General features: G+C 71.4%; 22 protein-coding genes. 15 read left to right on the top strand and 7 right to left on the bottom strand.

Annotated features, from left to right (window positions below; genetic code table 11):
• Positions 1 to 5: 5 nt before the first annotated feature.
• Complete coding sequence (locus P2Q00_RS12100) at positions 6 to 362, bottom strand: MmyB family transcriptional regulator (protein WP_275772230.1); 357 nt, start codon at positions 360 to 362, stop codon at positions 6 to 8.
• Between P2Q00_RS12100 and P2Q00_RS12095 the strand changes: the two genes are divergently transcribed.
• The 3 genes from P2Q00_RS12095 to P2Q00_RS12085 all read left to right on the top strand — a co-directional run bounded on the left by P2Q00_RS12095 (position 352) and on the right by P2Q00_RS12085 (position 2,898).
• Positions 352 to 699, top strand: coding sequence for a hypothetical protein (locus tag P2Q00_RS12095; RefSeq protein WP_275772228.1), 348 nt, complete (start codon positions 352 to 354; stop codon positions 697 to 699). The genes P2Q00_RS12100 and P2Q00_RS12095 overlap by 11 nt on opposite strands.
• 155 nt (positions 700 to 854) lie before the next feature.
• A complete protein-coding gene (locus P2Q00_RS12090) occupies positions 855 to 1,961 on the top strand; it encodes an NAD(P)/FAD-dependent oxidoreductase (RefSeq protein ID WP_275772226.1) in 1,107 nt (368 codons plus the stop codon).
• Between the two features lie 157 nt (positions 1,962 to 2,118).
• Positions 2,119 to 2,898 carry an SDR family NAD(P)-dependent oxidoreductase gene (locus tag P2Q00_RS12085; protein ID WP_275772225.1) on the top strand — a complete coding sequence of 260 codons (780 nt, stop codon included), beginning with the start codon at positions 2,119 to 2,121 and terminating at the stop codon, positions 2,896 to 2,898.
• Between the two features lie 30 nt (positions 2,899 to 2,928).
• Here P2Q00_RS12085 and P2Q00_RS12080 read toward each other — a convergent pair whose 3' ends face one another.
• Positions 2,929 to 3,879 carry an alpha/beta fold hydrolase gene (locus tag P2Q00_RS12080; RefSeq protein WP_275772222.1) on the bottom strand — a complete coding sequence of 317 codons (951 nt, stop codon included), beginning with the start codon at positions 3,877 to 3,879 and terminating at the stop codon, positions 2,929 to 2,931.
• 146 nt (positions 3,880 to 4,025) lie between these two features.
• On the opposite strand from P2Q00_RS12080, the gene P2Q00_RS12075 reads away from it, so the two are divergent.
• Positions 4,026 to 4,823, top strand: a complete 798-nt coding sequence (locus P2Q00_RS12075; protein WP_275772221.1) for an SGNH/GDSL hydrolase family protein — start codon at positions 4,026 to 4,028, stop codon at positions 4,821 to 4,823.
• Positions 4,824 to 4,856: 33 nt separating this feature from the next.
• Here P2Q00_RS12075 and P2Q00_RS12070 read toward each other — a convergent pair whose 3' ends face one another.
• Entirely contained in the window at positions 4,857 to 5,018 is a 162-nt protein-coding gene (locus P2Q00_RS12070) for a hypothetical protein (protein WP_275772220.1), read from the bottom strand.
• A 139-nt stretch (positions 5,019 to 5,157) separates the two neighbouring features.
• Here P2Q00_RS12070 and P2Q00_RS12065 point away from each other — a divergent pair, with 139 nt between their 5' ends.
• The 3 genes from P2Q00_RS12065 to P2Q00_RS12055 all read left to right on the top strand — a co-directional run bounded on the left by P2Q00_RS12065 (position 5,158) and on the right by P2Q00_RS12055 (position 7,379).
• Complete coding sequence (locus tag P2Q00_RS12065) at positions 5,158 to 5,805, top strand: TetR/AcrR family transcriptional regulator (protein ID WP_275772218.1); 648 nt, start codon at positions 5,158 to 5,160, stop codon at positions 5,803 to 5,805.
• 40 nt (positions 5,806 to 5,845) lie between these two features.
• A complete protein-coding gene (locus P2Q00_RS12060) occupies positions 5,846 to 6,439 on the top strand; it encodes a PadR family transcriptional regulator (RefSeq protein ID WP_275772216.1) in 594 nt (197 codons plus the stop codon).
• A gap of 238 nt (positions 6,440 to 6,677) precedes the next feature.
• A complete protein-coding gene (locus P2Q00_RS12055; RefSeq protein WP_275772214.1) occupies positions 6,678 to 7,379 on the top strand; it encodes an SDR family oxidoreductase in 702 nt (233 codons plus the stop codon).
• Between the two features lie 37 nt (positions 7,380 to 7,416).
• Here P2Q00_RS12055 and P2Q00_RS12050 read toward each other — a convergent pair whose 3' ends face one another.
• A complete protein-coding gene (locus P2Q00_RS12050; RefSeq protein WP_275772213.1) occupies positions 7,417 to 7,866 on the bottom strand; it encodes an ATP-binding protein in 450 nt (149 codons plus the stop codon).
• Between the two features lie 225 nt (positions 7,867 to 8,091).
• Between P2Q00_RS12050 and P2Q00_RS12045 the strand changes: the two genes are divergently transcribed.
• Positions 8,092 to 8,742, top strand: coding sequence for a TetR/AcrR family transcriptional regulator (locus P2Q00_RS12045; protein ID WP_275772211.1), 651 nt, complete (start codon positions 8,092 to 8,094; stop codon positions 8,740 to 8,742).
• A gap of 101 nt (positions 8,743 to 8,843) precedes the next feature.
• On the opposite strand, the gene P2Q00_RS12040 is transcribed toward P2Q00_RS12045, so the two are convergent.
• Together P2Q00_RS12040 and P2Q00_RS12035 are read right to left on the bottom strand one after the other, a co-directional pair.
• Positions 8,844 to 9,641 carry an LmeA family phospholipid-binding protein gene (locus P2Q00_RS12040; RefSeq protein ID WP_275772210.1) on the bottom strand — a complete coding sequence of 266 codons (798 nt, stop codon included), beginning with the start codon at positions 9,639 to 9,641 and terminating at the stop codon, positions 8,844 to 8,846.
• Positions 9,642 to 9,651: 10 nt separating this feature from the next.
• The gene (locus P2Q00_RS12035) at positions 9,652 to 10,293 is read right to left on the bottom strand and encodes a TetR/AcrR family transcriptional regulator (protein ID WP_275772209.1); all 642 of its coding nucleotides are present in this window, start codon (positions 10,291 to 10,293) and stop codon (positions 9,652 to 9,654) included.
• Between the two features lie 130 nt (positions 10,294 to 10,423).
• On the opposite strand from P2Q00_RS12035, the gene P2Q00_RS12030 reads away from it, so the two are divergent.
• Complete coding sequence (locus tag P2Q00_RS12030) at positions 10,424 to 12,043, top strand: MFS transporter (protein ID WP_275772207.1); 1,620 nt, start codon at positions 10,424 to 10,426, stop codon at positions 12,041 to 12,043.
• An 18-nt stretch (positions 12,044 to 12,061) separates the two neighbouring features.
• On the opposite strand, the gene P2Q00_RS12025 is transcribed toward P2Q00_RS12030, so the two are convergent.
• Positions 12,062 to 12,718: a TetR/AcrR family transcriptional regulator gene (locus tag P2Q00_RS12025; RefSeq protein ID WP_275772205.1), complete on the bottom strand. Its 657-nt coding sequence runs from the start codon at positions 12,716 to 12,718 to the stop codon at positions 12,062 to 12,064.
• 136 nt (positions 12,719 to 12,854) lie between these two features.
• Between P2Q00_RS12025 and P2Q00_RS12020 the strand changes: the two genes are divergently transcribed.
• The 6 genes from P2Q00_RS12020 to murJ are packed head-to-tail and all read left to right on the top strand — an operon-like array spanning position 12,855 to position 20,859.
• Positions 12,855 to 13,973 carry a VOC family protein gene (locus tag P2Q00_RS12020; RefSeq protein ID WP_275772203.1) on the top strand — a complete coding sequence of 373 codons (1,119 nt, stop codon included), beginning with the start codon at positions 12,855 to 12,857 and terminating at the stop codon, positions 13,971 to 13,973.
• Positions 13,974 to 14,003: 30 nt separating this feature from the next.
• A complete protein-coding gene (locus tag P2Q00_RS12015; RefSeq protein ID WP_275772201.1) occupies positions 14,004 to 14,942 on the top strand; it encodes a fumarylacetoacetate hydrolase family protein in 939 nt (312 codons plus the stop codon).
• 19 nt (positions 14,943 to 14,961) lie between these two features.
• Positions 14,962 to 16,572 (top strand): bifunctional 3-(3-hydroxy-phenyl)propionate/3-hydroxycinnamic acid hydroxylase MhpA, encoded by a 1,611-nt coding sequence (mhpA, locus tag P2Q00_RS12010; RefSeq protein ID WP_275772199.1) that lies wholly within the window; start codon positions 14,962 to 14,964, stop codon positions 16,570 to 16,572.
• Positions 16,569 to 18,575: an acetoacetate--CoA ligase gene (locus tag P2Q00_RS12005; RefSeq protein WP_275772197.1), complete on the top strand. Its 2,007-nt coding sequence runs from the start codon at positions 16,569 to 16,571 to the stop codon at positions 18,573 to 18,575. Before mhpA ends, P2Q00_RS12005 begins: the two co-directional genes overlap by 4 nt.
• A 36-nt stretch (positions 18,576 to 18,611) precedes the next feature.
• Complete coding sequence (locus P2Q00_RS12000) at positions 18,612 to 19,118, top strand: MarR family winged helix-turn-helix transcriptional regulator (RefSeq protein WP_275772196.1); 507 nt, start codon at positions 18,612 to 18,614, stop codon at positions 19,116 to 19,118.
• A gap of 52 nt (positions 19,119 to 19,170) precedes the next feature.
• The gene (gene murJ, locus P2Q00_RS11995) at positions 19,171 to 20,859 is read left to right on the top strand and encodes a murein biosynthesis integral membrane protein MurJ (RefSeq protein WP_275772194.1); all 1,689 of its coding nucleotides are present in this window, start codon (positions 19,171 to 19,173) and stop codon (positions 20,857 to 20,859) included.
• Positions 20,860 to 20,951 lie beyond the last annotated feature (92 nt).

Here is a 20,951-nt window from a genome sequence, read left to right as displayed (position 1 = left end):
GGGCGTCACAGCAGCCGGGCGAGGCCGGCCGCGGAAGGGCTTCCCCGGGCCGCCTGGTAGACGATGATCACTTGCTGCTCGGCGCCGCCGACGGTGAGCGCCTGCCGTCGCAGGGCGAGCTCGCCGACGACCGGATGCACGAACCGTTTGAGCTCGTCACGGGAGGGCCGCGCGTCGTGCCGCGCCCACAGGCCGCGGAAGCCGTCGTCCGCCTCCAGCTCGGCGACGAGCAGTGCGGTCTTCGGGTCGCGCGGGTCGGCCGCTGCGCGCAGGGCCGCGGCGGTCTGCGCGGCGATCTCCGGCCAGTCGGGGAACAGCCGACGGGCCGCGGAGGCCTTCGGCCACCTGGACGTGGTCGTCAACAACGCGGGCTACGGCCTCTTCGGCATGGTCGAGGAGACCACCGAGGAACAGGCCCGCGCGCAACTCGACACCAACCTGCTCGGCCCGCTCGGCATCCACGTCACGATCGTCGAACCCGGCGCCACCGCCCACCCCACAGGATCCGCAGCCCACCGCCGACGTCATCCTCGAACTGGCCGACACCGACGAACCACCCCTGCGGCTCTTCCTCGGCACCCAGCCCTATCCCGTCGTCGAAGCCGCCTACCGGCAGCGCCTCGACACCTGGAACGCGTGGCGACCGCTCGCCGCCAGAGCCTGACCGCCGTAAACGGCGCACATTCAACTGTGACTTGAGGGCCGCAGGCATCCCTGTCTTCGCTTCACGGAATACCCACATCGGTTCACGAGAGCTTTAAGTTTCAAGCGGTACGCTCGTTCGCAGTTCGAGTGGCCGAGGAAGTCCACACATCGCGTCGCTCACATCCCCCCACAGGCACAGGAGACGCGTTGTGCGCGACGGTGACGTAGTGGTGATCGGCGGCGGCTACGCGGGAGTGCGGCTGGCGAAACGACTGGACTCGGTGGCGCGGGTCACGCTGGTGGACCGCAAGGAGGTCTTCTTCCACCGTATCGCCTCGCTGCGCGCGGGAGTTCGCCCGGAGTGGTCGGCGACCCCTTTCATCCCGTACGACCGACTGCTGCGCAACGGCCGGGTCGCCGTGGGCAAGGCGGTCCGTATCGACACCGCCGAGCGGCAGGTCGTCCTGGCGACGGGGGAGCGGCTCCCGTACGACGTGGTGGTGATCGCCACCGGCGCCGACTACCCCGAACCGGCCCGCTTCACCGGCACCACCACCGACGAGGCGGTCAAGTCCTTCACCGGGCACCAGCAGAAGATCGCCACGGCCGGGCACGTCCTCGTCGTCGGCGGAGGCCCCTCCGGTGTCGAACTCGCCGCCGAGGTACGCCTCGCCCGGCCGGATGCCCGGGTCACGCTCGCCCATTCCGGGACGGCGCTGCTGCACTCCACGGGCGTCGAGCGGGCCGGGCGCAAGGCGCGGGCCTGGCTGGAGTCCCACGACGTGGAGGTACGGCTCGACTCGTTCATGTCCCCCGGCAACGACTTCGGCACCTACCGCGACGGGCACGGCAACGTCATCGACGCCGACCTCTCCTTCTGGGCGACCGGCACCACGCCCAACACGCTCTGGCTGCGCCTGGGCGGACACGGCGACTGGCTGAACCCGGCCGGGCATGTCAAGGTCGACCGCACCCTGCGGGTCGAGGGGCGGCTGGACGTGTTCGCCGTCGGCGACGTGAACGACGCCACCGAACTCAAGATCACCCCCGCCGCGCTGGCCCAGGCCGACCTCGCCGCCTGGAACATCCGCGCCTATCTGAACAGTTCGGGCAAGCACCGCAAGGAGCCCCGCCTCTACCGGCCGATCCACCGGACCCCGCTCATCGTGCCCTTCGGCCCGGCCGACGGGCTGACCCTGCTGCCCGTGCCGGGCGGCGAGAGCGCGGTCCTCGGCGGCCGCACCTCCGTGCTGGCCAAGGCGAAGACCCTCATGACGCCGTACATGAGGCGCCAACTCGGCTACACCGCCGCGTGACGCTCCGCCGGGCGTGCGGTGATGGTGGGTGCCGCGACGTGTCGTAGTTCGTCCGCGACGGCGTCGTGGCTGGTCGCGCCCGCGCTGCGGAGCCGCATATGGATACCGCCCCGCGCCCCTTCGGGGGCGCTGTGCTGGGCGTGTTTAGAGTGCAGGCATGACCTCGCAGACGTACCTCTCCGAACTGTTCTCGCTGGACGGCCGGACCGCCGTGGTGACCGGCGGCAGCTCCGGTATCGGGCGGGCCATCGCCGGGGCCCTCGCGCGGGCCGGGGCGAGTGTCGTGGCGGTGGCGCGCAAGGAGGCCGAACTGGCGGACACCGTCGACGAGTTGACGGCGGACGGCTGCCCGGCGGCCTGGGTGAGTGCCGACCTGGGCAGCCGTGACGGCGTGCGCGCGGCGGCCGAGCAGGCGGCCGAGGCGTTCGGGGAGCCCGACATTCTCGTCAACAGTGCGGGGATCAACCTGCGGCCGACGATGGGGGAGTTGGGCGAGGAGGTGTGGGACACCACGATGGCGGTGAACCTGGAGGCGCCCTTTCTGCTGGGACAGCGGTTCGGTCCCGGCATGGCCGAACGGGGCTTCGGACGGATCATCCACATCACCTCCCAGCAGGCGCACCGGGCATTCGTCCAGAGCGGGGCCTACGGGGTGTCCAAGGGGGCGCTGGAGTCCCTGGCCCGTTCCCAGGCCGAGGCGTGGTCGCCGTACGGTGTCACCTGCAACACGCTCGTGCCGGGTTTCGTGATGACGCCGCTGAACGAGCGTCTGTCGTCCGACCCCGAGAAGGTTGCGGCACTGGCCGCGCGCACCATGGTCGGGCGCAACGGCCTGGCCGACGACTTCGCGGGTGCGGCGGTGTTCCTGGCGAGCCGCGCCTCCGCCTACGTCACCGGGCAGGCCCTCTTCGTCGACGGCGGGCTGTCCGTTCACTGAGCGGGGCGGGGCTCGCCTCAACTGAGCTGCTCAGCCCCGGAGTTCGGTGAGGAAGTCGATCAGCGCCTCGTTCACCTCGTCGGGGCGCTCCTGCTGCGTCCAGTGGCCGCAGCCCGCCAACTCGATCGGTTTGCGGCGCAGGTTGGGCATCAGGTCGGGCAGCGCGGCGATGAGGTCGGGTGTGCCGGGGAAGGCGGGGACCAGGTCGCGGTCGCCGTAGATGTACAGGGCGGGCGGGCTGACGACGGCGTCGTGCCAGGGGGCGGTCAGTTCCCAGTTGCGATCGATGTTGCGGTACCAGTTGAGCGCCCCGGTGAAGCCCTGGGAGAAGCTCTCGGTGAGTGCGTCGAGGTCGCCCTCGGTGAACCACTCCGGCAGGATCTCCGGGTCCGGCATGGTCGCAAGCCAGCCCTGGCCGGGTTCGATCAGCGGCTGGTTGCCCGCGCCGGCGCCGGGAGCGTCGCCGGAGGCCATGTAGAAGAACTTCCGCAGCGTCGTGCGGGTGTCCTGCGCGAACTCGGCGTCGGCGACGCCGGGTTGGTTGAAGTAGTTCCAGTAGAAGCGGCCGTCGAACCTCTCGTCCATCACGGCCAGCGGCGGCCGGGTCCCGCGGAACGGCGGCGGCACGCTCAGCCCGGCCACACCGAGCACGACGTCCGGCCGCAGCAGCGCGGTGTGCCAGGCCACGGGGGCACCCCAGTCGTGCCCGACGACATACGCCTTCTCCTCGCCCAGCGCGTGGATCAGCCCCACGACATCGCCGACCAGGTGGAGGATGCTGTAGGCGTGCACCTCGGCGGGGTGGTCACTGCGCCCGTATCCACGCTGGTCGGGGGCGACCACCCGGAAACCCGCGGCGGCCAGCGGGCCGAACTGGTGGTGCCAGGAGTGCCATGACTCGGGGAAGCCGTGCAGCAGCACGACCAAGGGGCCCTCGCCCTCCTCCGCGATGTGCAGCCGAACCCCGTTCACGTCAATCATTCGATGCGCAACCATATGCATGAGCATACGTCCGTCATGATCTCCGGGACGCGGCACGTCCCCTGATATAGTCAACAATGCGAGTAAGGGATTAGTCACCTATGTCGGTCGGTGGTCGTGCGGTGCCGGCGGAAGGCGGTAGGTCCGTGACCAGCAACGGATATCTGCGGTACGTGGCTGTCGGTGACAGTCAGACCGAGGGCGTCGGTGACGGTGACGACGTCCAGGGCCTGCGCGGGTGGGCGGACCGGCTCGCCGAACTGGTCGCGCGGGAGAGCCCGGGCCTGCTGTACGCCAACCTCGCCGTGCGGGGGCGGCTGGCGGAGCAGGTGCGGGCTGGGCAACTGGCGCCCGCCCTGGCCCTGCGGCCCAACCTCGCCACGGTCGTCGCCGGCCTCAACGACGTGCTGCGGCCCCGGTTCGACGCGGACGAGGTCGCCGGCCACCTGGAGGCCATGTTCGCCGCGCTCACCGCACAGGGCGCCCGCGTCGCGACGGTCACCTTCCCCGACATCGGCCGGATCGCCCCGCCGGCCCGGCCCCTGGCGCCGCGCATCGTCGCCCTCAACGCCCGCATCCGGGAGGCGGCCGGACGGCACGGCGTCGCCGTGGCCGACTCATGGCCGTACCCGGCGGTGACCGATCCCCGGATGTGGAGCGCCGACCGGCTGCACGCGAGCCCGCGCGGCCACGCCCTCATCGCGGCCGCCGTCGCCCACGCCCTCGACCTGCCGGGCGCCGACGACGGCTGGACGCGGCCACTGCCTCCCGGGGCGGTGCCACGCACGGGCCTGCGGGCGGTCGGAGCCGAACTGCGCTGGGCCGGCGCCTTCTTGGGGCCCTGGATCGTACGGCGGGTCCGTGGGCGCTCGTCCGGCGACGGGCGGCAGGCCAAGCGGCCCGCGCTGCTCCCCGTGACCGCACTCGCCGACGGCCCCTACTGAGTCGTAGGAGGAGTAGGGCCTGCGGCGGCGCCGTCAGGGTCGCGGGGCGCGTGGCGGGCGAGAGGCCCGTCGCCAGATCGCCCTCATTCCGAGCGCCAGGATGCCCAGGGCCACGACCACGATGCCGACCTTGATCGCGCGGTCGAGCAGCAGATGCTGCAGAACGTCCGACGAGCCCGCGCCGAGGGTGGTCATCGCCGGCCGTCCTGCCGTCGAGACCAGGACGCCCCTTGCCTGCCGCCCTCAAGCCGCCGGGCGGCGGCGCGCAGCCCGGCCCGCACAAGCGCAAGGGCAGGCTCGACGAGGTACGCAGGTATGCGGACCCCGCGGCTCCATGCCCAAGCTCGTGGACCCGGACGCCCGCCGCCGCCATGTCGTCGATGCGCTGTTCCGAGTCGTCGTCCGGGAGGGCCTGCAACGCACCTCGCTGCGGGCCGTCGCCGACGAGGCCCGGCTCAACATCGGCTCCCTGCGCCACTACTTCGCGAGCCAGCAGGACCTGATGCGCTTTGCGATGCAGTCCATGCTCGACCGGGTCGGCAGCCGGATGCTCCAACGCGTGGAGGACATCGGGGACTTGGGCCGCCACCCCCGCCCCGAACAGCTCCGGCTGGCGGCCGGGCTCCTGGCCGAGCTGCTGCCCCTCGATGAGCAGCGCCGCGCCGAGGTCACCGTTTTCCTGGACTTCAACACCGCCGCCCGCACCGACCCGGCCTTCAGCGGCCTGACCCGTCAGACCGCCGAAGGCACCAGGGCGCTGGTACGCCGTGTGCTCACCCGGCTCGACGCAACAGGCGCCCTGCGTCCGGGCCTCGACCTCGACCTGGAGACCGAGCGGCTGACGGCGCTTCTGGACGGGCTCGGCCTCGGCGCCGTCCTGCATCCCGGAATCCTGACCCCGCAGGCATGCACCGATGTGCTGGACGCACACCTGGGCGACCTCTCGCGGCCCGTCGGGGCGCCGGGCTCGACGCCGTCGTAGTCGTCCCTTTGAGTAATCAACAAGGTGTTAAATTGGGGCAATGGCTCTGCGTAACGCGGTGATGGCCGCGCTTCTCGAGGGTGAGGCGTCCGGATACGACCTCGCGAAGGGCTTCGAGGCCTCGGTCGCCAACTTCTGGATGGCCACCCCGCAGCAGCTCTACCGCGAACTGGAGCGGATGGAGAGCGAGGGGCTCGTCTCCGCCCGGGTCGTCCAGCAGGAGCGCCGGCCCAACAAGCGGCTCTTCTCGCTCACCGAGGCCGGCCTCGACGTCCTGCGTGACTACGTCGGCGAGACTCCGGCCAAGCCGCTGGCCCTGCGGGACGAGCTGATGGTCAAGGTCCAGTGCGTCGACATCGGTGACGCCGGGGACTTCGAGGCCGTACGGGCCTCGGTGGCCGAGCGCTCCGAGCGGGCCACCGCCAAGCTGGCCCGCTACCTGCGCATGCAGGAACGCATGCTCGACGGGCGCAGCGAGGAGGAATACCTCGTCAGCGCCGAGCGCATCGGCCCTTACCTCACCCTGCTGGGCGGGATCGCCCTCGAGCGGGCGAACCTCCAGTGGGGCGAGACGGTCCTGAAGCGGCTCGAACAGCGCGCCGCGACACTCGCCGAACCGCCGGCCGGCGACTGAGGGCCTGCGATCGGGGCGGGGTCGGCCGCCGTTTCGACGGTGGCTGCCCGCCGCCCGCGACTTCCTTGTCCTCGCCGTCGGGCACTGTCTGCAGGCGGTCGGCGAACTTGCTCATGAACTCCCGGTAGTTGCGCGTCGCACAGGCCGGGCGGTCGAAGCTGCCCTTGAATGCGGTAAACCGATCGGTTTACGATGTCCGCAGGAAACCGATCGGTTTACCGTGATGGGAGATGCACTCATGACCGCGATCAAAGACGCCGTCGTCCTCGTCACCGGCGGCAGCCGGGGCATCGGCAAGGCACTGGTGGAAGAGTTGTACGCCCGGGGCGCGGGCAAGGTGTACGCCACCGCGCGCGACCCCCGGACGGTGACGCACCCCGACGCCATTGCGCTGGCGCTGGAGGTCACCGACCCGGACTCGGTGGCAGCCGCCGCCGCGCAGGCCCAGGACGTCACCGCCCTGATCAACAATGCCGGGGCCTCGGTCGGCGGATCATTCCTCGACACCTCGGTGGCGGACGTGCGCCGCGAGTTCGAGATCAACTTCTATGGTCCGCTGCTGATGACCCGCGCCTTTGCCCCGATCATCGAGCGCAACGGCGGCGGCCACATCCTCAACGTCCACTCCGTGCTGTCCTGGCTCGGCAACGCCGGTTCCTACAGCGCCTCGAAGGCCGCCCTGTGGCAGCAGACCAACTCCCTGCGCCTGGAACTGCTGCCGCGCGGCATCGCCGTCACCGGTCTGCATGTCGGATACGTCGACACCGACCTGACCGCCCGGATCGACGAGCCCAAGGCCAAGCCCCGCGACGTCGCCGCGCTCGCGCTCGACGGCATCGAGGCGGGCGCGCACGAGGTGCTGGCCGACGACATCTCACGGCAGGTCAAGGCGGGACTGTCCGCAGAACTCGCGGCGCTGTACCCGCAGTTGACGCACTAGCGGCGGGTGCCCGGTCGTCGTCCGTGTCGGCGTGGCGTCAAGGCCGCCAGGAATCCGTGAGGGTCCGGGCGGCGGCGGTGCGCGGGCGTGGGTGGCGGACCAGGGCCCACACCGTCTTGCCGTGGCGGCCCCGGGGTCGTACGCCCCAGGTCTGGGCGAGCTGGTCGACGAGGTGCAGGCCGCGGCCCCTCTCGTCGTCGCCGGTGGGTGCGGCCTGCAGGACGGGCTGCGCCGGGCTCTCGTCGGAGACGGCGATGAAACAGGAGCCGTCCGCCCTCGCTGTCACCGCCAACTCGAACTCGCGCTCCAGGATGGGGCCGTGACGGACGACGTTCGCCGCCAGCTCGGAGGCGAGCAGGACGACTCTCTCCGTGATCTCGTCGTTCCTTGCGTGCCCCCAGGTGGCCAGATGCTGCCGTACCCGGTACCGGGCGAAGCCGACCGAAGCCGGATGCCGGGGAAGCCGGAACGTCTTACGCCTCAGCACACGCATCCCTCCCGAATGACATCGAAAATCTCGACACTGGTATAAGCGTCACCTGACAGATGAATGTCACTCTCCGGGACATCCATACGGCTCCCGGTCGGCAGACGAACTCGTGGTCTGTAGGCCATCCCCTCACGTGGCGGTCCGAAACCGGCGCCGTGCCAAAATGGATGTGCCGTTCCGCCTGCACTGCCGTTCCGCCCCCGCATCTGCCGAGGTTGATCCGTGACCAAGCCCGCCGCCCGTGAGCCGCTGCGCCGCAACTCGCGGTCCAACCGGGCGCGCATCCTGGCCACGGCCCGCCAGGAGCTCGGGCGGAATCCCGACGTCACCCTTGAGGAACTCGCGCGCGCCGCAGGTGTCGTACGGCGCACGCTCTTCGGTCACTTCCCCGGCCGCCCGGCCCTGCTGGAGGCGCTCACCGAAGAGGCGTCCGAGACGCTCAAGGAGGCGCTGGTGCGCGGGGCGCGGCCGGAGGAGCCGGCCGAGCGGGCGCTCGCGTACTTCGTGCTCTCCATCTGGCCGGTGGGGGACCGCTACCGGATGCTGCTGGGGCTGGCCCGCCGGGACCTGGGCGCGGAGCGCGTGACCGAGGTACTTGCCCCGGCGCGCGAGGCGGCCACGGCCATCCTGGAGCGCGGACAGCGGGACGGCGTCTTCCACTCCCATCTGCCACCGGCCGTGCTGAGCGCGGGACTTGAGGCGATGACGGTCGCGCTGCTGGAGGACGTGAACACCGGGGCGCTGGAGGACGACGGGACCCGTACGGCCGTCGCCACGCTGATCGCGGCCGGCGTGCCGGAGAAGCGGGCGAGCGCGGTGGTCGAGGAGGTCGCGGCGGTCTTCCCGCCCGAGGAGCCGGCCGCGGACGCGTGAGCTGCGCACCCGGGTGATCTCGTGCCGGGCACGGATCGGTTGCGGCCCGGGCTTCTCGCCGTCGGGTGGGGAGCAGCACGGCGACACATGAGCCGAGACCGCTACGTCGACCTCCTGGAGCCGTCGTCGGCGTGGAAGGTCACCGACCGGCCCGAGAAGCGGGCGCTGAGCCCGGTCGCCGTGGTGGTGACGGAACGCAGATGCAGGCCGTCGGGGATGTTCCGCAGCTGGATCGGCCGGGTGAAGACCTTGTCGAGCAGCACCTCCCCGGCGGCGGGCAGCGCGCCGCCCACGACCGTGAACCTCCCGAACGCGATGCGGTTGCCGGAGGCTGCGGAGACGGTCGTCGTCACGGTGGCCGCGCCGCCGAAGGGAAGCTGGACCTTCGCGCCGATCCGGCCGGGGCCTGCTCCCCGCGACACCTCCAGGCCGAGGGCGGCGGAGAGGTCCGGGTAGGACAGGAAGGCGGTCGCTTCGGCCGAGCGGGCCTGCGCCTCGGTGTCGTCGTCGGACTTCGTCAGTCCGTCGAGATCGAGGTCGAGCCGGGACACCGGCAGCGGGCGGTCGGCCCCGGCGGCCGGCAGGTCGTGCGCGGTGATGTCCACGTGCCGCAGGGTGCCGGAGGCCAGCTGGGTCAGCACGGGGAAGCCGTGGATGCGGACGTCGGGCCGCTCGGGTGTGCCCATGCCCTGCTGGAAGGCGGTCGCCGTACGCGCCTGTGCGCGAGCCGCCGCAACCCGGTCGACCGCGAGGGGCACGAGGATCAGCGCCGCCAGGGCGGCGCCGGCGACGAAGGCCGGCCGTCGGCTCCTGCGGGGCGGCGGCAGGGGCGGATCGAAGGACGCGTACGTGGCGTCGTCCTCGTAAGCGTGGTCGTATCCGTGGTCGGGCCGGTACATGAGCTCTCCTTCAGTGGGGTGGGTGTGCCTGCCCGGTGTTGTGCAGACGGTGAACCGTGGTGGCTGCGATGTCGGGCCCGACTCCCGCGGCGATCAGTGCCGCGGTGGCGGCGTGTGTGCCGTCGTCGGCCCAGGTCCCGGAGTTGACGCCGTCCAGGAGCGCGAACAGAAGCGCTTCGAGGGCTCTGCCGAGCGGGGCGGGCGGAATGCGGGTGTGGAAGACGCCCTGCTGCTGCCCCAGGGCGAGGATCCCGGTGACCGTCTCGCGGGCGGGGGAGAGGACCTCGAGCCGATCGGGCCCGAGGTCCTGGCGGGCGAGTCCGATCAGGACGCGATAGCGGTCGCCGACCGGCCACAGCGTGAGGACGAAGCGGGCCAGGGCGGTCGCGGCATCGGCAGCCGGAGCGCCGGCGTCGGCGACGGCGCGGCGAATCGCCTCGGCGGCGTCCGCGGCGATGCCCTCGATCAGCGCGGACCGGCCGGCGAAGTGGACATAGACCGTGCGACGCGCGACCCCGGCCGCCTCGGCCATGTCGGCGAGGGTGCTGTCGGGCTTGCGGCCCAGTTCGTGCAGGGCCGCTTCCAGGATGCGGGCACGCGTGGCGCGTGCCGCAGACCGCCGGGGCGCGGGCGGGGCGGATCGGCTGGTCACATCGGTACCTCGGTCGGGAGCGGGAGCGGGGGGCATCTGCAGTCGGGCCGTCGAAATATTTGCACACCAGTGGGCAATAAACTAGTCTGCACATCGATGGGCAATTAACTCGTCCCGCTAGGAGCCCCAGATGCCCTTCCTTGCCAACACCCCCGTCGAGAAGACGACCGGCCCGTATGCGCGGCGCTGGTGGGCCCTGCTGGTCCTGTGTCTGAGCCTGCTGATCGTCGTCATGGCGAACACGTCGCTGATCGTGGCCGCGCCCGGCATGACCAAGGACCTCGGCCTGAGCAGCAGCGACCTGCAGTGGGTCATCGACGGCTACACCGTCCCGTATGCCGCGCTGATGCTGGTCCTGGGCTCGATCGGCGACAAGTACAGCCGCCGTGGCGCGCTCATAACGGGCCTGGTGATCTTCGCCGGTGGCTCGGTCATGGGCAGCCAGGTCGACCAGACCGCTCTGGTGATCACGGCCCGCGCGATCATGGGCGTCGGCGCCGCCGTGGTGATGCCGGCCACCCTGTCACTGCTGGTCGCGATCTTCCCCAGGCGTGAGCGCGCCAAGGCCATCACGGCCTGGACCGCCACCTCCGGCCTCGCCATCGCCGTGGGCCCCCTGGTCGCGGGCTGGCTGCTGGAGGACCACGCCTGGGGCTCCACCTTCCTGATCAACGTCCCTATCGCGGTCGCCGCCGTCATCGGTGCCCTGGCGCTGGTGCCGCCGTCGAAGGCGGAGAAGATGGGCCGCATCGACTACGTGGGCGGTCTGCTGTCGATCGTCTCCGTCGGTTCCCTGGTCTACGCGACCATCGAGGGCCCGCACTTCGGATGGGGCGCCGGCCCGATCGCCGCGGCCGTGGTCGCCGGGCTCGGCCTGTTGGCCTTCATCGGCTGGGAGTTGCGCCACCCGCACCCCATGCTGGACGTCCGCAAGTTCCGGCTGCGTCCCTTCAGTGGCTCCATGCTCGCGGTGCTGTTCTTCTTCTTCGGCACCTTCGGCGCGATCTACTACGCCACCCAGTTCCTGCAGTTCGTCCTCGGCTACGACGCCCTGGAGACCGGCATACGGCTGCTGCCGCTGGCCGGTGCCGTCTTCGGCGGCGCCGCGATCACCGGCCGGCTGACCCCGAAGCTGGGCATGAAGCCGATGGTGACGGCCGGCATGGCGATCGGCACCGTGGGAGTCTTCCTGCTCACCCAGATCGACAAGAACTCGACGTACACCGACTTCCTGCCGACAATGCTGCTCCTCGGCTTCGCGATCGGCCTGAGCGTCTCCCCGGCCACGGACACCATCATGGGCTCCTTCCCGGAGAGCGAGCTGGGCGTCGGCGGCGGTGCCAACGACACCGCGCTGGAACTCGGCGGCTCCCTGGGCATCGCGATCCTCGGCTCGCTGCTCGGCACCGCCTACCGCGACAAGCTGACCGACATGATCGGCGGCCATCTTCCGGCCGCCGCGCTGGACACCGCCAAGGACTCGGTGGGCGGCGGCCTCGCGGTCGCCGAGCAGGTCGCGAAGAGCCCCACCGGCGGGGTGCAGCAGGCGCAGGCCCTGGTCGACGCCGTGCACGAGTCCTTCGCCCACGGCGTCGCACAGACCAGCCTGGTCGGCGGGATCATCATGGCCGCCGGGACGATGATCGTCCTCGCGGTGCTGCCCGGCCGCCGTACGGCCGGCAAGCACCGCACGGCAGAGCCGGTGGTGGAAGAAGAGGGCCGGGAGCGGGAGCTCACCGACTCCCTCTAGGAAGCCTGCCCGGCCCCCTCAGGGCTTGTGAACCGGCTCTCGGTCGAGGTCGGGCAGCGGGCGCCGGGCGACCTCGCGGGCATCGTCCGGCGCCATGCCCAGCATGCGCAGCACCATCTCGACCAGGTTTGCCGCGGTCTCGTCCCCGTCGAGGTCGGGCCGGGCGAACCGCAGCTCCACCAGCGCCAGCAGGCTGCCGCCCAGCGCGGAGAGGGCGACGGTGGGATCGACGGGGGTGAAGCGTCCGGAGGCGATGCCGGTCTCCAGGTCGCGCAGCGCGCGGGGGGCCAGCCCCTGGTCGGAGTGCAGATAGCCGAGCCCGCGGTGGCGCAGGATCTGCATCAACTCGGGGTGCGAGTCGGCCATCCGCGCGCTGAGCCGGAAACCGGCCGCGACGAGCTCCGCCGGATCGTCGATGTCCCGCAGATGCTCGTCGAAGGTGCGGCCGAACTCCTCCAGCGCATCGACCACCGCCGCGTCGAACAGCTCCGTCTTCGACTCGAAGTGGTTGTAGAAGGACCCGAAGCCGACGTCCGCGCGTTCCGCGATCGCCTGGATGCTCGCGCTGGTGTCGCCCGTCTCGGCGAGGATCTGCCGGGCCGCACGGACCAGTGCCTGCCGGGTCTCGGCGCGGCGTCGTTCGAACCGGTTGCTGGGCGGGGCTGAGGTCGGCATGCGGCGAGTCTAGCCGCGCACACCAGGGCGATCACAGTTCTGATGAATCCATCATTTTCTCTCGCCGAGACCCTTGACGAGAGAAACGTCAAACTTGATGATTTCATCAATACGGCAATGTTGCTTGGAGGGCACCATGTCCCGGACGGCCCATCAGGACCTCCACAGCGAGCAGGGCGCCCTGCGGGGCGAACACCCCGGCCGCTCCCGGAATCCCGTGATCAAGGCGGCGGACCTGGCCTGGCTGGAGTTCGAGAAGCCCGACCTGGACCGGGCCGAGGTCTTCGCCCGCGACTTCGGCTTCCGGACCGCCGCCCGCACCGAGCGCGAGCTGTGGCTGCGCGGCACCTTCGCGGGCCCGCCCTGCATGGTGATCCGGCGCGGGCGCACCTCCCGCTTCATCGGCCCGGCGTTCCGCGCCGCCGAGCGGGCCGACCTGGACCGGCTCGCCCGGGCGACGGGGACGGACGTACGGGACGCGGACGTACCCGGCGGCGGCAAGGCCGTGCACCTCCTCGACCCCTCCGGCTTCCCGGTCCGCGTAGTCCACTGCGCCGAGCAGCTGCCCGAACTGCCCGGACAGCGGCAGCTGCTCCTCAACTCCGGCACGGACCACCGCCGTGTCAACGCCACGCAGCGACCGCCGCGCGAGCCGTCCCGGATCCAGCGCCTGGGCCATGTGGTGCTGGAGACCAGGGTGTTCGCCCGCGCCCTGGACTGGTACCTGGACACCCTCGGCATGATCGTGTCCGACTTCCTGTTCCTGGACGGGCAGCGCGGCCGAGGCCCGACAATGGCGTTCATCCGCTGCGACCAGGGCAGCCTGGCAGTCGACCACCACACCCTGGCCATGCACCTCGGCCCCGGCAACGGCTACGTCCACTCCGCCTACCAGGTCACCGACCTCGACTCGATCGCCGCCGGTGGCGAGTACCTGGGCGAGCGCGGCTACAAGCGCAGTTGGGGCATCGGCCGGCACATCCAGGGCAGCCAGCTCTTCGACTACTGGCGCGACCCCGACCGCTTCATGCTGGAGCACTTCGCCGACGGCGACCTGTTCTCCTGCGACATCGAGCCCGGCTGGGCACCCATGTCGACCAGCGGGCTGGCCCAGTGGGGCCCGCCGGCCACCCGCGACTTCCTGGGCGCCAGTCCCTCCCCGCAACGCGTCCGCGATGTCATCGAGGCCCTGCGCGGCGACAACGAAATGGACCCGGCGCGCCTGCTGGGTCTGCTGAAGGCCGCGAACTCCTGATGCCCCCAACTCCCTCACAAAGGCACTGACATGAGCACCAATGTCCTGCGCACCGCCGACGGCTGGTGGGTCGTCCTCGGCGACCGCGCCGTCCCTGTCGACACCAAGGCCGTCACCACCGAGGAACTGCTTGCCGACCGGGCCGCCGTACGTGAGGCGGCGCTGTCGGGCGAGGCTGGCACGCCGGTCGCCGACCTGGCCGTTCTCTCCCCGGTCACCACGCCCTGCCGGGTGGTCGCGCAGATGGTCAACTACCGTAGCCACGCCCGCGATTCGGGCTTCACCGGCGACATCCCGCCCGCCTTCTTCCGCAAGGCGTCCGGCTCGGTCAGCGGCCCGGGCGAGAGCATCGTCCGCCCGCCGCATGTGAAGTTCCTCGACTACGAGGTCGAACTCGGCCTCGTCATGGGCGCACCCCTGCCCGTGGGGACCGTGGTCGAGGAGCGCGACCTGCCGTCGTACGTCGCCGGACTCGTCATCACCAACGACGTCAGCGCCCGCGACGTACAGCTGACCAAGACCCAGTTCTACGAGAGCAAGTCGTACCCCACCTTCACACCCACCGGGCCCTATCTGGCCCTGCTGGAGCCGGACGACTTCGCCCATCTCCTCGATCTGCGGCTGAAGTTGTCCGTCAACGGAGACCTGCGCCAGGACCGCACCCTCGCCGACATGATCGTCCGCCCGGCGCAGGCACTGACCCTGCTGGCCCGCTTCCAGGCGCTCGACCCCGGCGACCTGCTGCTGACCGGCACCCCCGGCGGCACCGCACTCAAGGCCCCGCCGAAGGCCGTGGAGAAGATCGGCGCGCTGCTGCCGCCCGCCGCGAAGTGGAAGGCGTTCTTCAAGAGCCAGGCCCGCAACCCGCGCTATCTGCACCAGGGCGACCTGGTGACCGCCACCATCGCCACTCCGGACGGGCGCATCGACCTCGGTGAGCAGCGGACGCCCGTCACCGACGCGAACTGAGAGCCTGGGTGAGCCGCATATGACCGAGGACCAGACCGGACCACGCGACAGCGTGTCCGGGCCCTCGCAGCACGTACCCGTCGTGATCGTCGGAGCCGGACCCGTGGGCGTGACCGCCGCCCTGCTGCTCGCCCGGCGCGGCGTCCGCAGCGTCGTCCTGGAACGCCACCGGGACGTCTACCCCCTTCCGCGCGCCGTCGCCACGGACGACGAGGTGTGCAGGATCCTCCAAGCCGCCGGAATCCACGAGGAGTTCGCCGGGCTCGCCCGCCCCGCGCGCGGACTGCGGCTGCTGGACGCCCGGCACCGGGTGATCGCCGAGTTCCTGCGCTCCCCGCGCGGCCACCACGGCTTCCCGCAGACCAGCATGTTCGACCAGCCCGAGCTGGAGCGGCTGCTGCGCACCGCACTGGCCCGGCGCCCGGAGTGCGAACTGTGGGGCGGGGCCGAGGTCGTGGGTGTACGGCAGGAGGGCGCCGAAGGCCCGGTTCACGTGACCATCCGCCAGGACGGAAGCGAGCGACGGCTGTCGGCCGACTTCGTGCTCGGCTGCGACGGTGCCGGCAGCCTCACCCGTGAGGCCGTCGGCGCCGTATGGGAGGACCTGCGCTTCGAGGAGCACTGGACCGTCATCGATGTACGCACCGGTCTCCCGGTCCGCTGCTGGGAGGGCGTCGACCAGGTCTGCGCCCCGCACCGGCCGGCCACCTTCATGCGCATCGGCGAGAACCGCTACCGCTGGGAGTTCCGGCTGCGGAACACGGAGCAGCTCGACCGCGAGCTCCTCCGTGAACTGGTCGCCCCCTGGGTGGACATCTCCCACGCGGACGACTTCCACGTCATCAGGGAGGCCCAGTACACCTTCCGGGCCCGCATCGCCGACCGCTGGCGCCGGGGCCGTGTCTTCGTGCTCGGCGACGCCGCGCATCTGACCCCGCCGTTCGTGGGGCAGGGGCTGTGCACGGGACTGCGGGACGCGCACAACCTCACCTGGAAACTCGCCCGTGTCCTCCAACAAGGCGCGGACGAACGGCTGTTGGACAGCTACGAACGCGAACGCAAGCCGCACGCCCGCCAGGTGATCCGCCTCGCGGTCGCGGCCGGCTGGGCCATGACCGGCGGCCAGGACGCCGCGGCGGCACTGCGCCGGGCGGCCGTGGGCGCGGCCTGCCGCATCCCCGGCGTGACGGGCCTGGCGAACCGCAACCTCAACCACCCTCTGCCGACGGGCCCGTTGACCCGGCGCAGCAGACTCGGCGGCACCCATGCACCACAGCCCTGGGTGAGCGCCGACGGCGGACGGGCGCGCCTCGACGACGTCCTCGGCGACTCCTTCGCCGTCCTGACCGCCGTGCCCCTCACCCCCTCACTGCGGGCCGTCGCCGACGGGCTCGGCGCGCGCATCGTGCATCTGCAGGAGACCGGCGACGACGGCACCCTCGCCGCCTGGCTCCGCGCCGGCCGCGCGGACGCCGCACTGCTGCGCCCCGACCGCGTCGTCCTGGATGTCGTCCCGGCGGGCGGGGGCGATTTCACGGGCATCGCCGCCTGGGCGCCACTGCTGAGCAGCATGCGCCGGCCTATCGAACAGCCCGTATCCGCCCCCCTCTTGAGGAGCACGACGCGATGACCACGCCGCACGCAGAACTCTTCTGGACCCCGGATCGGGAGGCCGTCGCCGCCAGCCGCATCGCGGACTTCGCCCGCTGGGCCGCCCGGCTCCGGGGCGTCGACGCCGGCCCCGACTACGCCTCCCTGCACCGCTGGTCGGTCACCGACCTGGAAGGGTTCTGGGGCGCGGTCTGGGAGTACTTCGACGTCGACGCCGACACCCCGTACGAGAGTGTGCTGGCCGAGGAGAGGATGCCCGGCGCCCGCTGGTTCCCCGGCGCCACCCTCAACTACACCCACCACGCGCTGCGCAGTCTTCACCCCGACCAACCGGCGATCATCGCCCTCGACGAGACCGGATCCGGCCACGAGGTGTCCGGGGACGCGCTGCGCGCCCAAGTCGCCTCCGTCGCCGCCACCTTGCGCGACCTGGGCGTGGGGATCGGGGACCGGGTCGTCGGCTATCTGCCCAACACCCCCCACGCCGTCATCGCCTTCCTGGCCGCCGCGAGCCTCGGTGCCGTCTGGTCGGTGTGCGGCCAGGACTACGCGCCCAAGGCAGCCGCCGACCGCTTCGCCCAGCTCGAACCCACCGTCCTGATCGCGGCCGACGGCTACCTCTTCAACGGCACCACGCACGACCGCCGCGAGGCCGCCCTCGAACTGGCCCGAGCACTGCCCACACTGAAGGCCACGGTGCTGGTGGACCACCTGGGCCTGCCCCGGCCCGACGCCGCCCACCCCTCGCTGCTCATCCCGTGGGAGGACGCGGCCACCCGCACCGAGCAACTCACCTGGACACCCGTGCCGTTCGACCACCCCCTGTGGGTCGTCTTCTCCTCCGGCACCACCGGCCTGCCCAAGGGCATCGTCCACGGCCACGGCGGCGTCCTGCTGGAGCACCTGAAAACCCTGGGCCTGCACTCCGACCTCGGTCCCGGCGACCGCCTCCTCTGGTACACCACCACCCACTGGATGATGTGGAACCTGGTCGTCTCCACCCTCCTCACCGGCGCCACGACCTGCACATACGACGGCAGCCCGGCACCCCTGGCGCGCCCCGGCCTGCTCTGGGAGCTGGCCTCCCGCCACCACGTCACCCTCTTCGGCACCAGCCCCCAATACCTGCTGGGCATGGCCAAGTTCGGCATCGACCCGTCCGTGCACGACCTGTCGGCGATCCGCGCCGTCGGCTGCACCGGCTCCGCGCTGCCCGCCCCCGCCTACCCCTGGGTCCGCGACCACGTCGGCGCCGGCGTACAGCTCGCGTCCATCAGCGGCGGCACCGACGTCGTGTCGGGCTTCGCGGGCTCGGCGCCCAACACCCCGGTCTGGGCGGGGGAGTTGTCCGCACCGCACCTGGGGGTGGCGCTGGCGGCCTACGACGCCGAGGGCTTCCCGGTCGTGGACCAGGTCGGCGAGCTGGTCGTCACCCGCCCCATGCCGTCGATGCCGCTGTCCTTCTGGAACGACCCCGACGGCAGCCGCTACCACGACACCTACTTCGGGGCCTACCCCGGCGTATGGCGGCACGGCGACTGGATCACGGTCACGGGGCGCGGCTCGGTGATCGTCCACGGCCGCTCCGACTCCACCCTCAACCGCAACGGCGTACGGCTGGGCAGCGGCGACATCCACGACGCCGTCGAGCGGCTGCCGGAGATCGCGGAGGCCCTGGTCATCGGCGCGGAAGAGCCGGACGGGGGCTACTGGATGCCGCTGTTCGTGGTCCTCGCGGCCGGGGCGGTCCTGGACGACGCCCTGTGCGACAGGATCCGCCACGCCATCCGCACCGGCGTCTCACCCCGGCATGTCCCCGACGAGATCCTCCAGGTCCCGGCCGTCCCGCACACCCGCACCGGGAAGAAGCTCGAAGTGCCCGTCAAGCGGCTGCTCCAGGGCGCGCCCGTCGAGCAGGTCGTCAACCCCGCCGCGGTGGACGCCCCGGACCTCCTCGACCACTACGCCCGCCTGGGTGCCGAACGCAGAACGCGCGGGCGTCAGCCGACAGGCAAACTGTGATTTAAGCTTCAAACGCATGCGGGATAGCATGTGCCCATGTCCACGACGCCACGCTGGCTCAACGCCGACGAACGACGGGCCTGGCTGGCCTACGTCGACTTCTCCACCCTGCTCGGCGACTATCTGAACCGGCAGCTGCGGCGCGACGCCGGCATGACGCACGCCGACTACAGCCTGCTCGCCCACCTCTCCTCCGCGCCCGACGGCGCCCTCGGCATGTCCGAACTGGCTCAGCGGCTCAAGATCACCCGCAGTCGGCTCACCCACGCGGTGAACCGGCTGCGCGAGATCGGCCTCGTGGACCGGCGGGAGGACCCCGCCGACGGCCGCGGCCAGCTCGCCGTGCTCACCGACGAGGGCATCGCCCTGCTGGAACGGGCCGCCCCGGGCCATGTGGAAGCCGTACGCCGTGCGGTGTTCGACGCCCTCACCCCGGAACAGGTACGCCAGTTCGCCGAGATCGGCGAAGCCATCAGCGAAGCCCTGCACCGGGCCGAGAGTGCCGAGACCGACCCGGCGGTGCTGCCGTGGCGGCGCCGGTAGGAAGCGAACACAGCCGTCGAGCCCGGGGATCTTGATGGCATAGGTTGGCGCAATGAAGCAGGGGGAACAGCCCGCGACGCCGACCACGTCGCCGGGCGAACGGGCAAGGGGGCGGCATGTCGCCCGGCGGACGAAAACGGCGACGGGAGGACCGGTCCGGTCGTCCGTGCTGATGGCGGTGGCGACCGTCGTGTCACGCGCCACGGGACTGATACGGCAGGCCCTGCAGGCCGCGGCACTGGGCGCCGGCCTGCTGGCCACTACGTACAACACCGCGAACACGGTGCCGACCAGCCTGTACACGCTGCTGGTCGGCGGAGCGCTGAACGCCGTACTGGTGCCCCAGCTCGTGCGAGCGCGCGCCACCCATCCGGACGGCGGCCGGGCCTACGAACAGCGCCTGGTGACCCTCGTGGTGTGCGTGCTCGGCGTGGGCACCGCACTCGCGGTGTGGGCCACGCCGCAGATCGTCGCCGTGTACACCCCGGACACCCCGCACCAGCACCAGGCCTTTCAACTCACCGTGACATTCGGGCGGTTCCTGCTGCCGCAGATCTTCTTCTACGGCGTGTTCGGCATCTACGGCCAAGTACTCAACGCCCGCGAGAAGTTCGGCGCGATGATGTGGACCCCGGTCCTCAACAACGTCGTCCTGATCGGCATGTTCGGCGCCTACCTGGGCCTGATGACCGTCCCGGAGCGGGTCGAGGACATCACGGCGACCCAGGTGCGGCTCCTGGGCATCGGCACCACCGTCGGCATCGCCGTACAGGCCCTGGCCCTGATTCCGTTCGCGCGGGCCGCCGGTTTCCGATTCCGCCCACGGTTCGACTGGCGCGGCACCGGCCTGGGCTCCGGCATCAACGCGGCGAAGTGGACTCTGCTGTTCGTCCTGGCCAACCAGGTCTCCCTGGCAGTGGTCACCAACTACGCCAACTCCGCCGACCAGCAGCTGCCGAAGGCCGGCGTGGGCTACTCCGCGTACACCTACGCGCAGATCATCTGGATGCTGCCCCAGTCGATCGTCACCGTGTCCCTGGTGACGGCGCTGCTGCCGCGGATGAGCAGAGCCGTCACCGAGGGCCGCGTCGCGGACCTGCGCGCGGACCTCTCCCGGGCCCTGCGTGTCAGCGGCGTCGTCATCGTGCCCGCGGCCTTCCTCTTCCTCGCGCTGGGCCCGCAGATCGCCACGCTGGTGTTCGCCCACGGCGCGACCGACCCCACCACGGCGCGGCCGCTCGGACACATGCTGCAGATGTTCGGGCTCGGCCTGATCCCGTTCTCCGCCCAGTACCTGCTGCTGCGCGGCTTCTACGCCTTCGAGGACACCCGCACCCCCTTCTTCATGGCCGTGTGGATCTCCGCGGTGAACATCGCCCTGGCCACCGCCTGCCATGTGCTGCTGCCGGCCCGCTGGTCGGTGACCGGCATGGCCGGCGGGTACGGCCTCGCCTACCTCGCCGGCTTCGCGCTCACGGCACGGCTGCTGCGCCGCAGGACCGGCGGCCGCCTCGACGACGGGGCCCTGCGCCGCACCTACCTCAAACTGCTGTCCGCCGCCGCCCTCGCCGCGGCCGCGGGCTGGGCCACCGCACACGCCTGCACCGCCTTCCTGGGCGGCGGTACCTGGGCCACCGCGGGCGCCCTCGGCGCCGGAACGCTCGTACTGGCCCTGGCGTTTCTCGCCCTGGCCCGGCTCCTGAAGATCGAAGAGCTGCGCAGCCTTCCCGGACTGCGGTGACGCCCGAGCCGCCCACCGGGCCAAGGCTTCGCCTGCTCACCGGTGGCCGGTTTACCGATCCCGCTGCGGGCTACGCGGGCGACATGCACCGC

The organism is Streptomyces coacervatus (genome assembly GCF_029223485.1).
Lineage (GTDB): Bacteria > Actinomycetota > Actinomycetes > Streptomycetales > Streptomycetaceae > Streptomyces > Streptomyces coacervatus.
This window is presented reverse-complemented; position numbering and strand designations above follow the sequence as displayed.